Below are 21,155 nucleotides of genomic sequence, written 5' to 3'. Positions count from 1 at the left end.
GGTAAATATTACATCCTTATTGTTATTACGCTGTTGCGCGACGCTTAGGGCCGGCAATATAACTGGCGTTAATTATGCGACCAGCCAGCTTTCAACTTTCTCTTTGCCGAACTTTTGTTTCCACTCGTTCAGCAACTTGTGATTGCCGCCTCTGGTTTCAACAACTTCACCGGTTTTGGGATTTTTATACACTTTTAAAGGACGGCTGCCGCGACGCTTGTCTTGCTTCGGCGAAGTCTTTTCTTTGCCGTACATCTTCAATACATCGTCCAGATTGACGTCGTATTTGGCCATCAAATCTTCAAGCTTCTTTTTAAACTCCAGCTCTTTCTTAAGACCTTCGTCTTTTTCCAGACTCTCGATCCTTTTTTGCAGTGCTTCGAGCTCAGCTTTAGCGGAATTATAAGCGTTTAGTTTTTTCATTCTTATCTCCTCTGGTTAATGCAACAACGGCGTTCTGGTTTTTATAGTCGTTAACAGTTTAAATTTCCAGAAAATTATAAGAAATATTATTATCGAATGTTAATAAGACGCAAATAACTTTCGTCGAAATTATTAAAAGTACATGACCACTGTCTCATTCTTTCGTCGTAAAGCGTTGCCGTCGAGACTCTGATTTTCATATTCAGACGGTTTTAAACTAGAGCGCTCTCTCTATTTTCATGCTGAAAAAAGCCAGACGCAGCATTAGGTTAGACGCGTCACTGCATCGGAAGATTATGTCGATGGCGAAGGGCGGAGTACGCAGACAATCGCTATGATTTAAATGGACTGTATTGCTGGGAAAAGCCTTCAGCAATGTTTCAAGTTTATGTAGAGGCGTTGAAGTACGCCATTTACACCGGACGTCAGCTTACGTAGAAAAAGGCGAATTGGATTAATCTATCCAAGTTGAAAACCGGAAAGCTTGTTTCCCCTCCAATATCTTGAACCTGAATCCAACCTGCATACCGCTGAAGACTGCTTCTGATATAGAAGAAACCGTATATGCGGGAGAACCAGGGCTTGTAAAAACGCAATGCGGTAACGCTCAAGGAACCTCAGGCGTTCGCTGTTGGCCTGTGGTAAAGTTCCCATTTGAAGCAATTCGAGTTGAGATGGCGGATATATGTGGCTGCAGAAAGAAATACGCTTGAAGCCCAGACAACGGGGCTTTCATTTGATTACTGATGAAATAGTGCGGGAGCTTCCGGAACTCAAGACGTTCAGAGTTGGGATGATGCAGCTCTTTATAAAGCATACATCTGCGTCATTGACGATAAATGAAAATGCGGACCCAACCGTTCGCCAGGATTTTGAAAGCTATTTCAATCACGCAGTGCCAGAAAATGAACCCTATTATCGTCACCTTGATGAAGGTTCCGATGATATGCCGGCTCATCTTAAATCCAGCCTGTTGGGGTGCAGCGTTAGTTTGCCGATCACCGATGGACGTTTTAATCTCGGAACATGGCAAGGTGTATATCTTTGCGAACACCGCAATCATGGCGGCGTGAGAAAAGTTGTGGCGACTATTTGGGGTGAATAGACGTTTTAGCCTGTAAATGTTGAGACTCCCGACAGAGTAATCGACATCTTTGAAACTTGTTCTCAATGAATATACAGGAACGTTCAGCGAGGACTACTTCATTATCATGGCGCTTCTTTCCAGTTATCGTCCGCGCCTTTCAACCTGACCTCGTCCCATCAAGTCGCTGACACCCCGCTATTGAAAGCAGGACATTTGGCGTACATACGAATCAGTTCATTGATATACAATGTTTTTACCGGGCTTTTCCATCAAGCCTTTCAAGACGTCCATTTTTATGTCATACGTACGCCATGCGATGGCGAGCGCCGCCTGCATGTCGGCATGCGCGGGGCGGCGACTGCAATTTGGAGAGAACAACACAGGATGGCTGCTTTTGAACAACCTGATATGTCTGAATTCGGCGCAAAACGAGAACAACTATGAGTAAAGCGACGATAGAAACCTGGGTGTCGCGATTGGATCGCTGGCTTTGGGAAAATGAAACCGGCGGCGCCGCAGGCGGCATGATGCGAGTGTTGTGGCACAGTGCGCGCGTTTTGTTTGCGGTGGTGCGCGATGTGTTATTCGGCCATATCACGCTGCACGCCATGGGGCTGGTGTATACGACCCTGCTCTCCATTGTGCCGTTGTTGGCGCTGAGCTTTTCTGTATTGAAAGGATTTGGCGTCCATAATCAGCTGGAGCCGCTGCTGGAGAATGTTTTCCAGGCGTTCGGGGAAAAAGGGCCGGAACTGGTGCAGAACGTGCTCGCGTTCGTCGACAACGTCAAAGTCGGCGTGTTGGGATCGGTGGGCCTGGGTTTGTTGATTTATACGGTCATCTCTCTGGTGCAGAAAGTGGAGCGCTCCTTTAACGAAATCTGGCGAGTGTCGCAGATTCGCTCTCTGGCGCAGCGCTTCAGTTCTTACCTCAGCGTCATCGTCGTCGGTCCATTGCTGGCGTTTTCCGCCATGGGCGCCACGGCGACGTTGGTGGGTACGGACGTGGCGCAAACCGTTTTGAGCATTGAACCTTTTGGACGGCTGTTCTCTCTCGCCACCCGTATGGCGCCCTATGTCATTATCGTGGCGCTGTTCACCTTTATGTATCGCTTTATCCCCAATACCAAAGTGCGCACCCGATATGCGTTTATTGGCGGGTTAGGCGCTGGGATCGCCTGGCAGACGACGGGCTATGTGTTCGCCAAGTTTGTGGTCGGCACGTCCAACTATGAAGCGATCTACTCAGGATTTGCGGTGGGCATCCTGGTTCTGATCTGGCTGTACATCTCCTGGCTGATCCTGTTGATGGGGGCGTCGGTGGCGTTCTACGCCCAGCATTCCCATCAGATCACCCGGCAGCGCAGGGTGCGTCCTTGTGCGGTGATTGATGAGCGTACTGGGCTGGCGCTGGTTTACAAAGTGGCGAAGAAGTTCGATCAGCAGGGCGGCGGCGAGAGCATCTCTGACCTGGAGGACACCTTATCGGTGGGGCCCGAGACGATTCAGCGCATCATCGATAAACTGTTGAAGAAAGGCGTATTGGCCATTATGGGGGACGAAGCGGATTCATTGATTCCCGCCCGTCCTCTGGACCGCATTACTCTGGCGGAATTGATGCACGTGTTGCGTTCGCCGGAGCACAGTCTGCCTGCTTCACTTTATTCGGATAAGTCTGTGGACGCCATCGCCAAGGGCGTGACGGCGGCGATGGAAGCGTCGCTCGGGCAGATGACCCTGGCGTCCTGGGTGCGGGGCGAGGAAGCTGTCGTCAGAGAGGCGACGCCGCCGGAGAGAGCGGCGAGTTGAGCAAGGGCGCATTAGCGCCCTTCACCTCAGATTTCGAATTCGATGCGGCCTTTACCGCCGCTGTCTTTTTCCACCTCAGGATTACACAGCAGGATGCGGGAAGAAGCGATCTTTCCGCCTTCCAGCACCTTCGCTTTAAATTTCTGACCTCGTTCCTCCGCCAACTGCTTTAACGTCTTCAGTTGCTCTACCGTCAGGGCTTTCGTGTCGGACGGATAGCTCAGTTCTGCGGGGGAGGCGATGGCGCAGGTTTTCACTTGCATCTCCTCTTTGTCCAGCAGCAGTTGGCGGAACTCATTGACGAACGCTTGTTGCTCTGGGCCGACGTCAGACTGGCCAGCCTGATAGGGCAAGGGCTCGATACGGACTTTCAGCGCCTGTTCGCCAGCGAATTTCACGACCGTGACGACATTGGCGTAGGGCACGAACGTTTTGATGAGATAGCCGCTGGCGGCTTCGAAAATCGCTTTCTGTGCAATCAGCGCGACAAAACCACTCCAGCCGAAGCTGGGGCTATCGACGTCCCCGGACAGCGGCATAGCGAGCTCTACGTTGCCATTGCCATCCTTCAGCATCCCCAGCGCCACGTTTAAGGGTATCGCTCCGCCTTGCTGAATAGAGCTGGCGTCCGGGTTTTTGTCCGCCCCTAAATCCATGCCGCGCAGCATGATTTTAGTGTCGCCGCTGATGCGTCCTTCATCGATGGTCATGGCGAGGTTCATATCAAACTGTCCGTTGTTGATGTCATAACCCAAGGCGTCGCTCAGGTAAGGCGATACGGGCGGCAGGTTTATTTCCGCAATAGTGGTGCGGGTGTCGAGGGACAGCTTGGACGCGAATGGCCAGATGCGCGTGTCTGACTGAATTTTGGAGTATTGGTCAGTCTGCGCCTCCATGGTGATATGGAAAGCCTGCTCCGGGTTTTCGGTGGTCAGGCTTTCGGCGACCAGAGAGTTAATGCGGATATCCTGCTGAAAAGGCGGCTTCACGCCTTCATCGGTGAAGCTGAGCAAGGAGTCTCCTTTAACGGAGATTTGATTAATCACCAGATTGAATGGCGAGCTTTCCGGCGCATCGCTTGCAGGGGGCGCTTCAGTGGTGGCCTGGGCGTCGGTTTGTGGCGTCTGCGACGCCTCTTCTTCCGCCGGAGCGCTCGCCGACAGGGGCGCCAAAGTAATCAGATTGCGTTCTTTGTTCAGATGCACGTTGGAGCGTATGTCGCTCAACTCCACCATTTCGATAAACGCCCGTTTGTCGCTGGCTTCCACATTCGACACAAACAGGGTGCCCGCCTGCAACAGCGGCGGCAGTTCTTCATTGTCGAGGGCGGAGCGCGACAGCACCAGATTCTGCGAGCTGATCTGATCCACCTTGACGTTAAGCGCCTCGTCCATGCTGAAGGAGACGGGCGTCAGGTCCAATTTGTCCCAGCCCGCGAGGATATAGCGTCCGGCGCTGTCGTTGACGCGGGTTTTACCGCTGTGGATCTTACCGTTGAAGGCGACTTCAGGTTCGCCTTCCGGCGCGATGCTGATTTGCAGAGGGCTCAGATCGATGCTGGTGATGTCGCTTTCAATGGTTATGTCTTTAAGCTTTACGTCGACCTGGGAGATATCCAGCTTTTTGGTGGTTGTGGTCAGCGTCAGGGCCCCATTGCGCCAATCCACCACGATTTCCGCATTCAGGTCCAGGCTGGCGTTGCTGTCGCGCAGATCGGCGGGGAGATAATGCGCGAACTGCTGCATTCTCGCCTTAAGCGAACTGATGTCCAGCCACTGTACAAACTTGTCCGGGCCGACGCGAAACTCGGTGGCGAGGACGATGTCGGCGCCGTTCACCTGAGTCATCACATCAGCGAAACCGTTCCACTCCGCGCCTTTGCCTTTGATGTTTTTCAGGTTGAGGCTGAACAGGCGAATCTCGTCTTGTAAGGGCGCCTGATCGGCGGCGCCCGCTGGCGGCAGTCGGCTGATATTGAGGTTGCAATTGCGCAATTGTATAGAGGGCAGACTGATCGTCCAGTCTTCCCCAGCGGGTTCCTGAGCTGGTGCGGGAGGCTCTTCGTTCCCCGTTGGGAACAGCACCCCGGCGACGCGCCAGCCTTCCTGCTCTTGGGCGATATTCAGTTGCAGGCCGTCCAAGGCGATTTTGTCGACGACCACAGTATTTTCGAACAAAGGCGTCAACTGCGCGGAGACCTGCAGGGCTTCGAATTTGAGCTCCAGTCCCCGTGGGGTCGTGACTTTGACGCCGCGGCCGTTGATCTCGGAAGTGAAGGGGTTGATGGAGAGGGATTCCGCAGAGAAGTCTGCGTTGTGCTCAGCGAAGTATTTGGTGAGCGCGTCATTGGCGACGTAAGGGCCGAGCCCCCATATCCCCAGAATCAACAGACAAAGAATGCTCAACAGAGCAATTAACGTTCTGCGGATGATTCGCTGCATATCGGCGCCCTTGGTATTTTTTCGTGGCTTCCCGCGCAATAGCGGAGTCTTTCTTAATCGTCGCCCGCCGTCTTCGACCTGCAGGCGGACAAACGCCGAAAGCTGAGTCGTGTCAGAAGGTTACGGAAAGTTTAGCCACTCCTGCGCGGCGATCCAAGGGGAAATACGCCATCCGTTGGCATTGAGTCTATTGCGCGATTACATGCGCGAGATTTGGCCCAGCACGTCGCAACGCTCAAGAATCATTCTTTCATAGGATTCGACCATTGCAGGGTTGCTGGAGCCGCACGACTTCCGGCTGTCCAGGTACCGGATGAGTCGCTGTACGTCTCTGAACAGCTGTCTTTCCAGTTGGTCCTTTGAGCTGGCGTTGTGCGATAACTTTGTTGGAATGTTATTGATCGCCATGAATGTCACACTCTGTTACTTTTTGCGTAATTGTAGATAAATAACATTACTTGTCAAAAGTAATAGGCCAAAAGTATTAATAAATTTGTGGCGCGCCTCTCGTTTTTGGCGTTAATTTGATCAGGCGAACACAAAAAATACCTGCGCCAGCCCGGCTAACGCTCCTAGTACGCCGCCAATGGCGATTAATTTGATCTCATCTTCTTGGAAGCAGGGGCGCAACAGGTCCTGAAACTCTTCCGGGGATAACGCCTCCATACGGGTGCGCATGATGTTTTCCACCACGATGGCGCGCTCTTCGTTGAAAAGCGGGTCTTTGAAGGCAGTCTTGGAGATCTCCAGAGCTTTTTCGCCGACTTTCTTTTTTAGTTCGGCGAACGCGGTAGGCCCGAAAGCGATTTGAGTAATGGGTTTGGCGACGCCGGTCGTCACGTCTACGAGAGGTTTGACGTGTTTCTTCACCAGGGCGCGGGTGCGCGCGCCATTGGGGCCGTTGAGCATGGCGTTGACGATGTTGCCGACGGTCAGAATATCGTGGGTGACGATGCGGCAGAAGGTCGCCGCCACCTGCGGCTGCCTTTTCAGGAACAGGCCCTGAATGGTTACCGGACCGACCCTGGCGGGGTTGAGAGGACGGAAGATAAGGTTGAGAGCGATCCAGTTGGTGGCCCAGCCCACCAGGAAGCCGCATACCGGCAACACCCAGTCAACGGAATAGAAGTACCACAGCGCCATTTGCAGAACGCCGAAACCGAACCCCAGCCAGAGGCCGCTGTAGATCAGAAAGCGAAACTCTGCGGCGCCGCATTCCAGAAAGATGCGGTTCAGCAGTTCCTTATCCGCCACCAGTCGCTCCGTCACCATATGCTTGAGGTCCAGCAGTTCCTCAATCTGCCGGCCAATGTCGCTTACCAGATTATCGATCAGGCGCGGCGCATTCTTACGTACGCGCTCGTAGACCTTGTTCTTCACGGCTTGCGGCAGGTTTTCCCATAGCGTGCGATGCTCCGACAGCATGATTTCGTCAACATATTCCTCCACCCGGGGCAATATGCCGGCGACAATGTGGCCGGCCAGGGCTTGCGGGTCGATCTGTTCGAATAGCTCATCCACCGCTCCCAACTTGGAGATGGTGGAGTCCACGCTGATAACCGCCATTTTTTCGGCTTTCGAAGGAATGATGCCCTGCCATCCGAGGAAGGGGCGAAAACCAATAAATTCAAGAGGATAAAAGGTAAGTTTTATCGCCAGCCAGTTGGTGCTCCAACCGATCAGGGCGGCGACCAGGGGAATGCTCAGATACTTCCAAAACTCGGGGTTCTGTAACCACTGCCAATCCATCGTTTCACTCTCTCTGCAAAGGTGGGCGCGCTATTGTCATTAAAATGTCATAGGTTATGCACACTAATTGAACGTGGCGTTGAAGCGTCAAAGTTTTGAAATATGCCCGCCGTTTTCGGAGGGAATCAATAATAGACTGAAAAATAAAAGAAAAAGAAAGCCCTAAAATACGGACAGCTGCACATTTGTGGAAATGACGGCGAAAAGCGGTTCGGTCAAGCCGCTTTTCCACAAAGTTATCCACAGGGCGCCCGTTTTTTGTGCGGTATTTTAGGACGGAATATCGGCGTGCTCAGGGGCGCTTGAAGAAGTGTATGTAAGCGCCCGCTTTCTCTTTAGCGTTTTACTGTAAAGGGATTTGGATTTATGTTGGCGTAGAGTCGCCAAAGTCGCCCCACAGCCATTGCATCAACGCCAGCGCCGCCACGGGAGCGGTTTCGGTGCGTAGAATGCGCGGACCGAGCGGCGCATGCACAAAGCCATGACGCTCCGCCAGAGCCACTTCCTCATCCGTAAAGCCGCCCTCGGGACCAATCAGCAGGCAGACGCTGGCGGGACGTTGCGTCGGACTCCAGGCGCGCGCATCGCCGGGATGCAGAATCAGCTTCAGGTCCGCCGTCACGTTTTGCAGCCAGCTTTCCAGCGGCGTTACGTCGCCGATGTCGGGAACGCGAGCGCGTCCGCATTGCTCGCAGGCGCTGATCGACACCTGTCGCCAGTGACGCCAGCGTTTATCCTGGCGTTCTCCATCCAGACGCACTTCGCAACGCTCGCTCAGCAGCGGCGTGAGCGCGGTAACGCCCATTTCCGTGGCTTTTTGCACCGCGTAGTCCATGCGTTCGCCCCGGGACACTACTTGTCCCAGGTGCACGCTAAGGGTAGATTCCGCCTCGATCGACAGCGGCGCGGACAGCGTCACGTCTACATCTCTGCGGCCCACCGCCAGGACTTTGGCGGGAAAATCGCGGCCGTCGCCACTGAATAAATGAAACGCGTCGCCGGGACGCATGCGCAACACGCGCCCGACGTAATTAGCCTGATCGCCGGTCAGCGTGAGTTGACTGAGGCCATCAAGAGGCTGGTCGATAAAGATTCGATTGTTTCTCAAGTTCAGTCCTTAACCGCCAGTTGCAACCCGTCCCAGGCCACTTTGGCCAGGTGCGCGATTTCGTCTTCGCTGATCACATAAGGCGGCATGAAGTAGATGACATTGCCCAGAGGACGCAGCAGCGCCTGATTCTTCAACGCGTGCTCATAGACCCGTATGCCGCGCCGTTCCTGCCAGGGGAAGGGCGTGCGCGAGGCCTTGTCCTGCACCATTTCAATCGCCAGGATCATTCCCGTCTGGCGGACTTCCGCCACGTTGGGGTGGTCATCAAAATGCGCGGTATGCTCGCGCATACAGGCGGCAAGGCGCTTATTTTGCTCGATCACGGGCTGGTTTTGGAAGAGGTCCAGGGTCGCCAGCGCCACACTGCAGCCGATCGGGTTGCCGGTGTAACTGTGCGAATGCAGGAAGGCGCGCATGGTGGCGTAGTCGTCGTAAAAAGCGTCATAAATGAAGTCGTGAGTCATGACTACGGACAAGGGCAGATAACCGGCGGTCAGGCCTTTCGACAGACACAGGAAGTCGGGCGAGATATCCGCCTGCTCGCAGGCGAACATCGTGCCGGTGCGGCCGAAGCCAACGGCAATCTCATCCGCGATCAAGTGTACTCCGTGGCGGTCGCAGGCTTCCCGCAATAACTTCAGATACACCGGGTGGTGCATGCGCATGGAGCCGGCGCATTGCACCAGCGGCTCAATGATCACCGCTGCGGTTTCATGGGCGTGCTTCTGTAGCGTCTCTTCCATATGCGCGAACTGGCGACGGCAATACGCCTCCCAGGATTCGCCAGCTTCCCGGTGGAAGCAATCCGGGCCGGGAACGTTGATGACGGGATTGAGAAGCGCGTTGTAGGTTTCTTTGTATAAGGCGACGTCGCCGACGGCGAGGGCGCCCAGGGTTTCGCCATGGTAGCTGTTGCTAAGATTGATGAAGCGGGTTTTGTTGGGCTTGCCGCTGTTGCGCCAGTAGTGAAAGCTCATTTTCAGCGCCACTTCCACCGCGGAGGAGCCGTTGTCGGCATAGAAACATTTGTTGAGGCCGGCGGGCGTCACTTCCGCCAGACGTTCTGACAGTCTCACCACGGGTTCATGGGTAAAGCCGGCCAGAATGACGTGCTCCAATTGCTCCAACTGGGACTTGATGGCGTCATTGATGTAAGGATGACTATGGCCGAACAGGTTCACCCACCAGGAACTGACGGCGTCGATGTAGCGATTGCCGTCGAAATCCTCCAGCCAGACGCCCTTGCCGCTTTTGATCGGAATCAGGGGGAGAAACTCATGGTCCTTCATCTGGGTGCAGGGGTGCCACACACGCTTGAGATCGCGTTCTCGCAGTTCTGCGTTGGTAGTCAATTCCAGGCTCCTAATTATGTCCGGTAAATTCGCCGCCTATTGTGACATAGGGTGGAGCCCGGGTGGAGTCTGGCGGCAGGTCGACAAAAGGCTTAATCGTCCTGGGTCTGCACGCTGAACACTTTTTCCAGCATCATGGAAAGTTCGCGAGGCTGCGCCGGAGGGCTGAACAAATATCCCTGGCCGTAATCGCAGCCGGACTCTCTCAGCACGGCGAGTTGCTGCGGGGTTTCCACGCCCTCGGCGACAATTTTCATATCCATGGCGCGCCCCATTTTCACCAGAGCGTCCATCAATACTTCCTCCTTGGTTTTGCGGCCGAGATTGCGGATCAGCAAGCCGTCCAGTTTCAACATGGAGATGGGCAGATCTTTCAGCAAGGTGAGGGAGGACGCGCCGTGGCCGTAGTCGTCCAGGGATAACCTGACGCCCATCTGATGCAGCTCCATCAAGCTGCGGCGGCTTTCTTCGAACTCGTTGAGCAGATTGTGTTCGGTCAGTTCCAGCACCAGAGAGCTTGGCGGCACTTCGCTTTGGCGGATGATGTCGCGCCAGCGCTTGATATGCTGTGAATTAATCAACTGGCGCCGGGACATATTGACGGCGATGAAGGGTTGCTGATCCGCAGGGCGGGAATATTGCCACTCCGCCGCCAGATTGAGCGCATTTTGCAGCAGCCATTCGCTGATCTGGACGATATTGCCAGTCTCCTCCGCGATGGACATGAACTCTCTGGGATGCAGTTCGCCGAAGCGGGGGTGCAGCCAGCGTAACAGCGCTTCCGCGCCGGCCAGGCGCATGTTCTTCAGGTCGATGATGGGCTGGAACTCTAAATGGAATTGTTCATTTTGCGTGGCTTCCCGGATATCGCCCTCCAGCATCAGACGACTGGCGGCCGCTTCGTTCATGCGCTCCTCAAAGAAACGATATTGATTGCGGCCGTTGTCCTTGGCCTTGTACATGGCGATGTCGGCGTTTTTGATCAGAGTGGAGGCGTCTTCGCCGTCTTTGGGAAACAGCGTCACGCCGATGCTGGCGCCGATGTTCAGCTCGTAGTCGCCAACGCTGAAGGATTCCGCCAGTTGCTGCAACAATATCTTGGCGACATGAATAGCGTCGTTTTCCTCCCGCAAGTGAGGCAGGACGACGGTGAACTCGTCTCCCCCCAGGCGCGCCAGCATGTCGCTTTCTCTAAGCCGCGACTTGAGCCGGTTGGACACCTGCTGCAACAGCTTGTCTCCCACGCCATGTCCCAGGTTATCGTTCACTTGCTTGAAGCGATCCAGGTCGATAAACAGCACCGCCAGACGCGCATGTTCCCGTTTATGGCTGGCGATCAGGGAATTGAGGTGTTCAAACAGGTAGCTGCGGTTGGGTAGTCGGGTGAGAGGGTCGTAATAGGCTTGCAGGCGGATCTGCTCCTCACTGCGTTTGCGGTCAGTGATGTCGTGGACAATCAAATACAGGTAGGAGCTGGCCTTGTCTTTAACTTCGGAAACATACATTTCCACCAGACTGGAGCGATTGTCGCCGCGGCGGGCGGCGATGACAGTCTTGCCGGACTGCAGGGACGGCAGCCAGCTCTCATCCAGCATTTCATTGTTTTCAGAGAGAAATAAACGCGAGGCGGAGATATTCCCCATCATTTCGCTGGAAAAACCGAAGAAGTCACAGGCGGCGGGGTTGGCGTCGATGACTTTGTTGTTCAGGGGGTCGAGAATAATCTGAACGGCGTCGCAGTGCTCAAACATCTGCCGATAGCGGCGCTGGCTGCTTTCCAGTTGTCCGGCGGTGAGAAAGTAACGCTGTATGAGTGCGGCAAAAAGGACGATTAGCGCTGCAAGCGCCATTTCCGGCGTCATTTGCTCAATGATGGCGCTGCGTATGGCGGACTGCTCCACGCTTAGCAGCAAGTACCAGGGCGTTTCATCTATATTGGTGCGAATCAGGGCGTAGCCTTTGATCTCAAGAAAGGTGTCGGTGGGGATGTCCTTGGGATGAGAAATAAAGTTGTCGACGCCATTGGGTAGCGCCTCGGGAAAAGTGACTGCGGTTTTCGCATGGGAAGACGTCAAGGTCGGATGCGCCAGCAACTGGTGCGATTGATTGACGATAAACAGCTCGCCCGCCGACAAGTTGGGGCTGCGCACAAACTCTTTAAGCACGTCGAGGGTAATATCAATAGCCACTGCTCCGTGGAAAACTTCGCTGGCGTAGATAGGCGCCGCGGCGGTGACCATCAGGCCCTCGCCAAACTCATCCACGTACACCCGGGTCCAGAATGGCGTGCGTTCAGGGTTGTGATAGGGCAGGGCCATGGTGAAGAATTCCAGCGACAGGGATTCGTTGGTGTAGGCGAACTTATCTGAGCCAATCCATGGCGCGATATAAAGAAAGCGATTCTGGGAGATGTAATAGACCCAGTTGGACTCTGGCAGATTCTCTTTGGTGGCGCGGAAAATCGGCGTTAGCGCCAGCGCCATTTCCATCTCGCGGTAATAGTCTGGCTGGCGTCCCTGTATATCTCCCAGTCCGGTGAGGTTGCCTGCCTGATCAGTGGTGAATGGCGGTTGCAGGGTATCCATGGCGAAAAGATTGCGTGCGCGGTCGTAGGCGATATTGGCGGACAGCTCGCTGTATAAATGATCCTCATGATGGTTCAGCATATAACTTTCCGCTGCGCGGCGCAGAATGGCGATATGCTCCATGATGCGGCGGGTGGAGGCGCTGACGTTCTTCTGCGTCTGTTGCAGCTCCACTTGCATGGATTGGTAGTAATTGCGCGTGCGTTCGCGGTAATCAAGCAGGATCAGCACAACGCAGGCTATGAGAATAATCAGCAGCGCTGCGAGTCTGCCCGCGGTAGCCCCCAACTTCATTATTAGCCTGCCCCCTGTTTTATGAATTCAGTATAGGTAATGGCCGGATATTTGGCGAAGCGCCGGGCGTTGCGGCGCAACACCTGCGAAGCAGTTAAGAGAATAACTAAAAACGCTGAGATTTATCGACGTGGAAAAGGTCGGAAAGCAGGAATATACGTTGAAAAAGAGTATGAGATTAGAGGGCGTGGCGGGATAAACGAAGGGCCTGCCGGATAGTCCAGGCAGGCCCTGTTTTTGAGGCGCGGTTTGAACCTGGTTTAGAAAGAAATCTTGTCGCCCAGATTCAGATTGTCCCAGACCGCCAGACTTGGCTCGGCCTGATTCAAGGTATAGAAGTGGATGCCGGGAGCGCCTGCCGCGAGCAGACGTTCGCACAGACGCGTGACCACTTCCTCGCCGAACTTGCGAATGCTGGCTGAGTCGTCGCCATAGGCTTCCAGCTGTTTGCGCACCCAACGCGGAATTTCCGCGCCGCACATATCGCTGAAACGCGCCAGATTGCTGTAGTTAGTGATCGGCATGATGCCGGGCACGATAGGCAGATTCAGACCCGCTTTTTCGCATCGCTCCACGAAATAGAAGTAGGAGTCGGCATTGAAGAAATACTGAGTGATGGCGCTGGTGGCGCCGGCTTCGACCTTACGGCGGAAGTTGTTCAGGTCCGCTTCGGCGCTTTGCGCCTGGGGATGAAACTCAGGATAAGCCGCCACTTCGATGGAGAAGTGATCGCCGGTGCGCTCGCGAATATAGCTGACCAGCTCGTTGGCGTAGCGTAGTTCGCCGGGGGCGCCCATACCGGAAGGCAGGTCGCCGCGCAAGGCGACTATGCGCTGAATGCCATTGGAGCGGTATAGATCCAGCAATTCGCCGATGGATTCCTTGGTGGCGCCGATACAGGATAAGTGGGGCGCGGTGGAAATGCCCTGTCTGTGCAGCGTCAGCACGGTGTCGATGGTGCGCTCGCGGGTGGAGCCGCCTGCGCCGTAGGTCACGGAAAAGAAATCCGGCTTGCGCTTGGCCAGCTTGTCTCGCACAGCCTGCAGTTTTTCCATTCCCTCAGGGGTTTTGGGAGGGAAGAATTCAAAACTGAAACGCCGTTTAAACTGAGTTTGGGATTCCATTAGCGTATTGCCTCCGGTTTAGGGAATCTCTGGACAGCCGGCGGCGCGGCGAACCGCGCCAGACCGGCGGTCGATCAGTACTTGTAGTCCGTTGGTTTGTACGGACCTTCCACTTCCACGCCGATGTATTCGGCTTGCGGTTGAGTCAGCTTGGTGATGACGCCGCCGAAGCCTTGCACCATGTAGCGCGCGACTTCTTCGTCCAACTGCTTGGGCAGAACGCGTACGTACAGGTTCTTGGGCTTCTCATCCGCAGGCAGTTCTGCGAACTTGCGTTCGAACAGATACATCTGCGCCAGCACCTGGTTGGCGAAAGAGCCGTCCATGATGCGGGAAGGATGGCCAGTGGCGTTGCCCAGGTTCACCAGACGACCTTCGGACAGCAGCAACAGGTGATCGTTCTGGTCTTTGTCGCGGTGCACGATATGCACCTGTGGCTTCACTTCTTCCCATTCCCAGTTGTCGCGCATGAAACGGGTGTCGATTTCGTTGTCGAAGTGACCGATGTTGCACACGACCGCGCCGGATTTCAGCGCTTGCAGCATGTACTTGTCGCAGACGTTGACGTTGCCAGTGGTGGTGACCAGCAGGTCGGTATGGCCCAGCAGATCACGGTTAACGCCATCGGCTTTGCCAGTGTTGACGCCATCGATGTAAGGAGACACGACTTCATAGCCGTCCATGCAGGCCTGCATGGCGCAGATCGGATCGATTTCGCTGATCTTGACGATCATGCCTTCCTGACGCAGTGACGCTGCAGAGCCTTTGCCCACATCGCCGTAGCCGATGACCAGGGCTTTTTTGCCCGCCAGCAGGTGGTCGGTAGCGCGCTTGATTGCGTCGTTCAATGAGTGACGGCAACCGTATTTGTTGTCGTTCTTGCTCTTGGTGACAGAGTCGTTGACGTTGACCGCAGGCACTTTCAGCTCGCCTTTCTTCATCATGTCGAGCAGACGGTGGACGCCCGTGGTGGTCTCTTCGGAAATGCCGTGGATATGATCCAGCATTTGCGGGAATTCGTTGTGCAGAATTTCAGTCAGGTCGCCGCCGTCATCCAGCACCATATTGGCGTTCCAGGGCTGACCGTCTTTGGTGATGGTCTGCTTGATGCACCAGACGTACTCTTCTTCGGTTTCTCCTTTCCAGGCGAATACGGGAATGCCCGCCGCCGCGATTGCCGCCGCTGCGTGATCCTGGGTGGAGAAAATGTTACAGGAGGACCAGCGCACCTCTGCGCCCAACGCTACCAGGGTTTCGATCAAAACCGCAGTCTGGATGGTCATGTGAATGCATCCCAGGATGCGGGCGCCGGCCAGGGGTTGTTGCGCGCGGTATTTTTCACGCAGGGTCATCAGCGCAGGCATTTCGCCTTCGGCGATGTTGATTTCTTTACGTCCCCATGCCGCCAGGCTGATGTCCTTGACCTTGTAGTCGCTGAAGTTATCTACAGATTGTAACTGAGCCATGTTTGGTGTCCTATTGCTGATCCTAATGAGGGGGCGGGGCGAACCCGCCGGAAGTCTCGGTCTGTTGCAAAAAGAGCCTCAGGGGAGGCTCTTTGCTATGGGAATCAGATACCGGCTGCGGCGCGCAGTGCGTCGGCTTTGTCGGTTCTTTCCCAGCTGAAGCTGTCGCCGGTGCGGCCGAAGTGTCCGTAAGACGCAGTCGGACGATAGATCGGACGTTTCAGGTCCAGCATGTCGATCAGGCCGCGTGGACGCAGATCGAAGTGCTCGCGCACCAAAGTGGCGATTTTTTCGTCGCTGATCTTGCCGGTGCCGAACGTGTTTACGGAAATAGAGGTGGGCTCCGATACGCCGATTGCGTAGGACACCTGAATTTCACACTTGGCCGCCAGACCGGAAGCGACAATGTTTTTGGCTACGTAGCGGCCTGCGTAGGCTGCGGAACGGTCAACCTTGGACGGATCTTTACCGGAGAACGCGCCGCCGCCGTGACGAGCCATGCCGCCGTAGGTGTCAACGATGATCTTACGACCGGTCAGACCGCAGTCGCCCACTGGGCCGCCGATGATGAACTGGCCAGTTGGGTTGATGTGGTATTGGGTGTCGCTGTGCAGCCATTCTTCCGGCAATACGTGCTTGATGATTTCTTCCATCACCGCTTCGCGGATGTCGGACTGCTTCACGTCAGGCGTATGCTGAGTGGACAGCACCACCGCTTCAACCGCTACCGGCTTGCCGTTTTCGTAACGCAGAGTCACCTGGCTCTTGGCGTCTGGACGCAGCCAGGGCAGGATGCTGTTCTTGCGCAGGTAAGCCTGTCTTTCCACCAGACGGTGTGAGTAGAAAATCGGAGCGGGCATCAGCACGTCAGTTTCATTGGTCGCGTAACCGAACATCAACCCTTGGTCCCCGGCGCCCAAATCTTTTTCGCTGGCTTCGTCCACGCCCATGGCGATGTCGCCAGACTGCTTGCCGATGGCGTTCAGAACTGCGCAGGACGCGCCGTCAAAGCCAACGTCTGAGCTGTTGTAACCGATATCCAGAATGACGCCGCGGACGATGTCTTCCAGGTCCACGTAAGTGTTGGTGCGCACTTCGCCGGCGATAACCGCCATGCCCGTCTTCACTAAAGTTTCAACCGCCACTCGCGCGTTCGGATCATCTTTAATGATGGCGTCAAGGATAGCGTCAGAAATCTGATCCGCCATCTTGTCCGGATGGCCCTCAGATACTGACTCGGAAGTAAAAATGGAATATTCGCTCATCGCATGCGTCCTTATGGTTAAAGATTACAATGACTGGGGTGGGTTGATGTTGCGGAACCTTCGGACTGACACGCGGCTTCGCCGGTCAGCGTTCGGCTCCCGTTCTTGGGCAATAAAAATTGACGCACCTGGATCTGAAACCCATTGCGCACGCCTATATAAATGCTTTCGCCTTCCGTCAGGCCCGACTGCGCTCCCCAACGGGAGATTTCAGTGCTGTCGAAGCCCAGCCACAAATCGCCGCAGGACTCTCTGGCCCAGGACTGATCGTGGCGGCTCAAGTCGCTCAAAACCAACATGCCGCCGGGGCGCAACAAGGCCGCGCAATCGCGAATCATGTCCGCCGGCGACGCCACATGGTGCAACACCATGTTCATCACAATCACATCAACGCTGACGCCCTGTTCCAGGGCGCTTCGCGTATCTCCTACGATAAAGCGCACGTTCGACAAATGTCTGGCGTCCGCAAAATCGCGTGCTTTTTGCAACATTTCCTCGGAGTTATCCAAGGCGATGACGGAATCCGCCATCGTCGACAGATCTTCCAGAAAGGCGCCTTCGCCGGGGCCGATTTCCAGAAGCCTGTTGACCTTCTCGCCGGCCAACTGTTGTTGCAACATATCCCGCACAGGCGTGGCGTATAACGGATATTCCGCAATCAACTCCTGGTGCGCCTGGAAATGCTCGGCGTACCGGGAGAAAAACGCCTGACTTTGCTGCGCGCGTTGCTCTCCTACATTGCCAATACGGTCGCGGGTGTCCGTGGTCAACGGCATCAGGTCCAGATTGCTGAACAACTGCAGCCGCGCCAGCTCGGCGCTGTCGTCGCCGGCCAGAATAGGACGTCGGTAGAAAATACTGTTGCCCTCCCGCTGGGCTTCCACCATCCTGGCCTTGGCCAACACTTTCAGGTGATGGCTCATGGCGGATTGCTTGACGTCGAATATCGAACACAATTCCAGCACCCCGTAAGCGTTCCGTTCCAGGACACGCAATATTTCCAGACGCAACGCATCGCCGCAGGCTTTATAAACGCCAGCCAGTTCTGCGTAGTCCGCAACGGCTTCAGTATCCGCGCCGTCGCTGTGTGGGAGCATGGAATCATTCATAGGCCGAAAGTTTAGCAACATCAAAAAATGCGCACAAGAACTATATCAAAATTCTTTGATATAGCTTGTTGGGCGCAAAAAATGGGCTGCTTTTTGCAGTGAATGACAGCAGGACAAGGCGACGTCCCCGCCTTGGAGACGGGCTTGAAGGGCAAACGGGCGGTAAAGTGGGCGATAGGGGCGATGAAATTTGCTCCTACCTCTTTAATGTATGAAAATACGCACTCGTTTTTGACCCCCCTAATCACAAACCAAAACTCGATCAGAGAGGGAGTGAGCTGAATGCCATCTCGTAAAGAACTCGCCAACGCGATTCGCGCGTTGAGTATGGATGCTGTGCAAAAAGCCAAGTCAGGACATCCCGGAGCCCCGATGGGTATGGCGGACATTGCGGAAGTGCTGTGGCGCGACTATCTCAACCACAACCCGACCGATCCCTCCTGGATTAACCGCGACCGCTTTGTTCTGTCCAACGGTCACGGCTCCATGTTGTTGTACTCCCTTCTGCACCTGTCCGGATACGATCTGGGCATCGAAGACCTGAAAAACTTCCGTCAGCTACACTCCAGAACGCCGGGTCACCCTGAGTACGGCTACGCCCCAGGCGTGGAAACCACCACCGGTCCTTTGGGGCAGGGGATCGCCAACGCGGTCGGTATGGCGCTGGCTGAAAAAGCGCTGGCGGGTCAGTTCAACCGCGACGGTCATGACGTTATCGACCACTACACCTATGTGTTCCTGGGCGACGGCTGTCTGATGGAAGGCATCTCCCACGAAGTATGCTCTTTGGCGGGTACTCTGGGGCTGGGCAAACTGATCTGTTTCTACGATGACAACGGCATCTCCATCGACGGCGAAGTGGAAGGCTGGTTCACCGACAATACGCCCAAGCGTTTCGAAGCATACGGCTGGCAAGTGATTCCAGGCGTGGATGGACACAACTCCGACGCCATCAAGCAAGCGATTGAGCAAGCGCGTGGCAATACCTCACAGCCGACGCTGATCTGCTGCAAAACCATCATTGGTTACGGCGCTCCCAACAAGCAAGGTAAAGAAGAATGTCACGGCGCGCCTCTGGGCGACGATGAAATCGCCGGCGCGCGTCAGGCGTTGGGCTGGACCCACGAGCCTTTCGTGGTTCCCGAAGATATTTACGCCGCCTGGAGCGCGAAAGAAAAAGGCGCAGCGCTGCAACAAGCCTGGTCCGAGAAATTCGCTGCATACCAGCAGGCGCATCCTGAATTGGCGGGAGAGCTGCTGCGTCGTAGCGCCGGCAAACTGCCGGAAGACTTCGCCGCCAAAGCGGACGCTTATATCGCTGAGTGTCAGGCCAAAGGCGAAACCATCGCCAGCCGTAAAGCCTCTCAGAACAGCATCAACGCATACGCTCCGCTGTTGCCGGAACTGTTGGGCGGCTCCGCTGACCTGGCGGGCTCCAACCTGACTATCTGGAAAGGCAGCAAGGGCGTTAGCAAAGAAGACGCTGATGGCAACTACATTTATTACGGCGTACGTGAATTCGGCATGTCCGCCATTATGAACGGCGTGGCGTTGCACGGCGGCTTCATTCCTTACGGCGCCACCTTCCTGGTGTTCATGGAATACGCGCGTAATGCGGTGCGTATGGCGGCGCTGATGAAGCAGCGCTCCATCCTTGTTTATACCCACGACTCTATCGGTCTGGGCGAAGACGGCCCGACTCACCAGCCGATCGAGCAGCTGGCGAACCTGCGCACTACGCCAAACATGAGCACATGGCGTCCTTGTGACGCGGTTGAATCCGCTGTCGCCTGGAAGAGCGCGATCACTCGTGAAGACGGCCCAAGCGCGTTGATTTTCTCGCGTCAGAATCTGCCGCATCAGCCCCGTGACGCTGAGCAGGTAGCGAATATCGAGAAAGGCGGCTATATCCTGAAGGATTGCGCGGGTCAGCCTGACCTGATTCTGATCGCAACCGGTTCTGAAGTCGGCCTCGCCGTCGCTTCTGCTGAAGCGTTGACTGCGCAAGGCCACAAAGTACGCGTTGTCTCCATGCCAGCCACTGACGTTTTCGACAAGCAGGACTTCCATTACCGCCAGCAAGTGCTGCCGTTGGAAGTAAGCGCTCGCATCGCGATCGAAGCGGCGCACCAGGACTTCTGGTACAAGTACGTTGGCCTGGATGGACGCATTGTGGGCATGAGTACTTTCGGCGAGTCCGCGCCTGCGAACCTGCTGTTCGAAGAGTTCGGCTTCACCGTGGATAACGTGGTGGCCCAGGCGCAAGATCTGTTAGACTCGCTGGATGCATAAATCCACCTACTAACAGAAGAACGCCTTAGCGGTATGACCCATCGTATTGCCATTAATGGGTATGGCCGGATCGGGCAAAGCGTGTTGCGCGCGTTGTACGAATCCGGCTATCGCCAATCCATGGAAATTGTCGCCGTCAATGAACTGGCGGACGCGGAAACCATCGCTTACCTGACGCGTTATGACACCACCCACGGACGTTTTCGTGGGGAGGTGTCTTTACGGGACGGGCAACTGATGGTCAATGGCGACAGAATCCGCATCCTGCGGGAAGAAGATCCGGCCAGGGCTCCCTGGGCGGATATCGGAGTGGATCTGGTGCTGGAATGCACCGGGGCCTTTTCCGACCGTATGACCGCCGAAAAACATCTGCGCAGCGGCGCCAGTCGCGTGCTGTTTTCCCAACCGGCTGAAGCCGACGTGGATTACACCGTTGTATACGGCATTAACCAGGACGGATTGCGGCAAAGCCATCGCATCGTTTCCAACGCCTCCTGCACAACCAACTGCATCGTTCCCATCATTAAAGTGCTGGACGACAATCTCGGCGTGGAGCGCGGGGTGATCACCACTATCCATTCCGCCATGAACGACCAGCCGGTCATCGACGCCTACCACCATCATGACCTGCGCCGCACGCGCAGCGCCATGGCGTCCATCATTCCGGTGAACACCGGTTTGGCGAAAGGTATAGAAAGGCTGTTGCCGTCCATGGTCGGTAAATTTGAAGCGAACGCGGTGCGCGTGCCGATTATCAACGTATCCATGATGGACCTCACGGTGTGCGTATCCCGTGAGACGGATATGGAGGAAGTCAACGGCTTGCTCAAGGCCGCCTCACAGAACGATTACACTGGAATCCTGGGCTTTTCCGAAGAGCCGCTGGCTTCCTGTGATTTCAACCACGATCCCCGCAGTGGGGTGGTGGACGCCAATCAAACCAAAGTCAGCGGCGGACGACTGATAAAAATAATGGCCTGGTTCGATAACGAATGGGGCTTCGCCAATCGCATGCTGGATACGTCCGCGCATTGGCTGAGCCTTTAGCG

At 55.4% G+C, this 21,155-nt stretch carries 14 protein-coding genes; 4 read left to right on the top strand and 10 right to left on the bottom strand.

From position 1 onward, the window contains the following. Positions 1 to 72 precede the first annotated feature (72 nt). Positions 73 to 423: a histone-like nucleoid-structuring protein, MvaT/MvaU family gene (locus EUZ85_RS25535; RefSeq protein ID WP_127972969.1), complete on the bottom strand. Its 351-nt coding sequence runs from the start codon at positions 421 to 423 to the stop codon at positions 73 to 75. 685 nt (positions 424 to 1,108) lie between these two features. On the opposite strand from EUZ85_RS25535, the gene EUZ85_RS25530 reads away from it, so the two are divergent. Both EUZ85_RS25530 and EUZ85_RS25525 read left to right on the top strand, forming a co-directional pair. Further along, positions 1,109 to 1,528 (top strand): secondary thiamine-phosphate synthase enzyme YjbQ, encoded by a 420-nt coding sequence (locus EUZ85_RS25530; RefSeq protein ID WP_127972968.1) that lies wholly within the window; start codon positions 1,109 to 1,111, stop codon positions 1,526 to 1,528. Positions 1,529 to 1,950: 422 nt separating this feature from the next. After that, on the top strand, positions 1,951 to 3,318 hold the full coding sequence (locus EUZ85_RS25525) for a YihY/virulence factor BrkB family protein (RefSeq protein ID WP_127972967.1): 1,368 nt from the start codon (positions 1,951 to 1,953) through the stop codon (positions 3,316 to 3,318). A 26-nt stretch (positions 3,319 to 3,344) separates the two neighbouring features. On the opposite strand, the gene EUZ85_RS25520 is transcribed toward EUZ85_RS25525, so the two are convergent. From EUZ85_RS25520 to EUZ85_RS25475, 9 genes are all read right to left on the bottom strand, one after another. Then, entirely contained in the window at positions 3,345 to 5,759 is a 2,415-nt protein-coding gene (locus tag EUZ85_RS25520; RefSeq protein WP_127972966.1) for a DUF748 domain-containing protein, read from the bottom strand. Positions 5,760 to 6,287: 528 nt separating this feature from the next. Next, the gene (locus tag EUZ85_RS25510) at positions 6,288 to 7,508 is read right to left on the bottom strand and encodes a hypothetical protein (RefSeq protein WP_127972964.1); all 1,221 of its coding nucleotides are present in this window, start codon (positions 7,506 to 7,508) and stop codon (positions 6,288 to 6,290) included. Between the two features lie 364 nt (positions 7,509 to 7,872). Continuing rightward, positions 7,873 to 8,616, bottom strand: a complete 744-nt coding sequence (locus EUZ85_RS25505) for a 16S rRNA (uracil(1498)-N(3))-methyltransferase (protein ID WP_127972963.1) — start codon at positions 8,614 to 8,616, stop codon at positions 7,873 to 7,875. A gap of 2 nt (positions 8,617 to 8,618) precedes the next feature. After that, entirely contained in the window at positions 8,619 to 9,971 is a 1,353-nt protein-coding gene (locus tag EUZ85_RS25500; protein ID WP_127972962.1) for an adenosylmethionine--8-amino-7-oxononanoate transaminase, read from the bottom strand. 92 nt (positions 9,972 to 10,063) lie between these two features. Beyond that, positions 10,064 to 12,850: an EAL domain-containing protein gene (locus EUZ85_RS25495; protein ID WP_127972961.1), complete on the bottom strand. Its 2,787-nt coding sequence runs from the start codon at positions 12,848 to 12,850 to the stop codon at positions 10,064 to 10,066. Positions 12,851 to 13,110: 260 nt separating this feature from the next. Further along, positions 13,111 to 13,974 (bottom strand): methylenetetrahydrofolate reductase [NAD(P)H], encoded by an 864-nt coding sequence (metF, locus tag EUZ85_RS25490; RefSeq protein ID WP_127972960.1) that lies wholly within the window; start codon positions 13,972 to 13,974, stop codon positions 13,111 to 13,113. Positions 13,975 to 14,048: 74 nt separating this feature from the next. Next, entirely contained in the window at positions 14,049 to 15,440 is a 1,392-nt protein-coding gene (gene ahcY / locus EUZ85_RS25485; protein WP_127972959.1) for an adenosylhomocysteinase, read from the bottom strand. Between the two features lie 104 nt (positions 15,441 to 15,544). Continuing rightward, on the bottom strand, positions 15,545 to 16,705 hold the full coding sequence (gene metK / locus EUZ85_RS25480) for a methionine adenosyltransferase (protein ID WP_127972958.1): 1,161 nt from the start codon (positions 16,703 to 16,705) through the stop codon (positions 15,545 to 15,547). A gap of 17 nt (positions 16,706 to 16,722) precedes the next feature. Continuing rightward, positions 16,723 to 17,802 carry a metalloregulator ArsR/SmtB family transcription factor gene (locus EUZ85_RS25475; RefSeq protein ID WP_241566862.1) on the bottom strand — a complete coding sequence of 360 codons (1,080 nt, stop codon included), beginning with the start codon at positions 17,800 to 17,802 and terminating at the stop codon, positions 16,723 to 16,725. Positions 17,803 to 18,096: 294 nt separating this feature from the next. On the opposite strand from EUZ85_RS25475, the gene tkt reads away from it, so the two are divergent. Together tkt and gap are read left to right on the top strand one after the other, a co-directional pair. Beyond that, positions 18,097 to 20,106, top strand: a complete 2,010-nt coding sequence (gene tkt / locus EUZ85_RS25470; RefSeq protein ID WP_127972956.1) for a transketolase — start codon at positions 18,097 to 18,099, stop codon at positions 20,104 to 20,106. Positions 20,107 to 20,139: 33 nt separating this feature from the next. After that, positions 20,140 to 21,153 carry a type I glyceraldehyde-3-phosphate dehydrogenase gene (gene gap, locus EUZ85_RS25465; protein WP_127972955.1) on the top strand — a complete coding sequence of 338 codons (1,014 nt, stop codon included), beginning with the start codon at positions 20,140 to 20,142 and terminating at the stop codon, positions 21,151 to 21,153. Positions 21,154 to 21,155: the final 2 nt, after the last annotated feature.

This window comes from Hahella sp. KA22 (assembly GCF_004135205.1).
Taxonomy (GTDB): domain Bacteria; phylum Pseudomonadota; class Gammaproteobacteria; order Pseudomonadales; family Oleiphilaceae; genus Hahella.
The sequence above is the reverse complement of the archived record's forward strand: the minus strand, read 5'-3'. Positions and strand labels throughout refer to the sequence as shown.

Excerpts from the sequence above, each read along its gene's own strand:
- EUZ85_RS25535 (WP_127972969.1), bottom strand. The coding sequence starts at position 423 with ATGAAAAAACTAAACGCTTATAATTCCGCTAAAGCTGAGCTCGAAGCA.
- EUZ85_RS25530 (WP_127972968.1), top strand. The coding sequence starts at position 1,109 with ATGTGGCTGCAGAAAGAAATACGCTTGAAGCCCAGACAACGGGGCTTT.
- EUZ85_RS25525 (WP_127972967.1), top strand. The coding sequence starts at position 1,951 with ATGAGTAAAGCGACGATAGAAACCTGGGTGTCGCGATTGGATCGCTGG.
- EUZ85_RS25520 (WP_127972966.1), bottom strand. The coding sequence starts at position 5,759 with ATGCAGCGAATCATCCGCAGAACGTTAATTGCTCTGTTGAGCATTCTT.
- EUZ85_RS25510 (WP_127972964.1), bottom strand. The coding sequence starts at position 7,508 with ATGGATTGGCAGTGGTTACAGAACCCCGAGTTTTGGAAGTATCTGAGC.
- EUZ85_RS25495 (WP_127972961.1), bottom strand. The coding sequence starts at position 12,850 with ATGAAGTTGGGGGCTACCGCGGGCAGACTCGCAGCGCTGCTGATTATT.
- metF (WP_127972960.1), bottom strand. The coding sequence starts at position 13,974 with ATGGAATCCCAAACTCAGTTTAAACGGCGTTTCAGTTTTGAATTCTTC.
- ahcY (WP_127972959.1), bottom strand. The coding sequence starts at position 15,440 with ATGGCTCAGTTACAATCTGTAGATAACTTCAGCGACTACAAGGTCAAG.
- metK (WP_127972958.1), bottom strand. The coding sequence starts at position 16,705 with ATGAGCGAATATTCCATTTTTACTTCCGAGTCAGTATCTGAGGGCCAT.
- EUZ85_RS25475 (WP_241566862.1), bottom strand. The coding sequence starts at position 17,802 with ATGCTCCCACACAGCGACGGCGCGGATACTGAAGCCGTTGCGGACTAC.
- tkt (WP_127972956.1), top strand. The coding sequence starts at position 18,097 with ATGCCATCTCGTAAAGAACTCGCCAACGCGATTCGCGCGTTGAGTATG.
- gap (WP_127972955.1), top strand. The coding sequence starts at position 20,140 with ATGACCCATCGTATTGCCATTAATGGGTATGGCCGGATCGGGCAAAGC.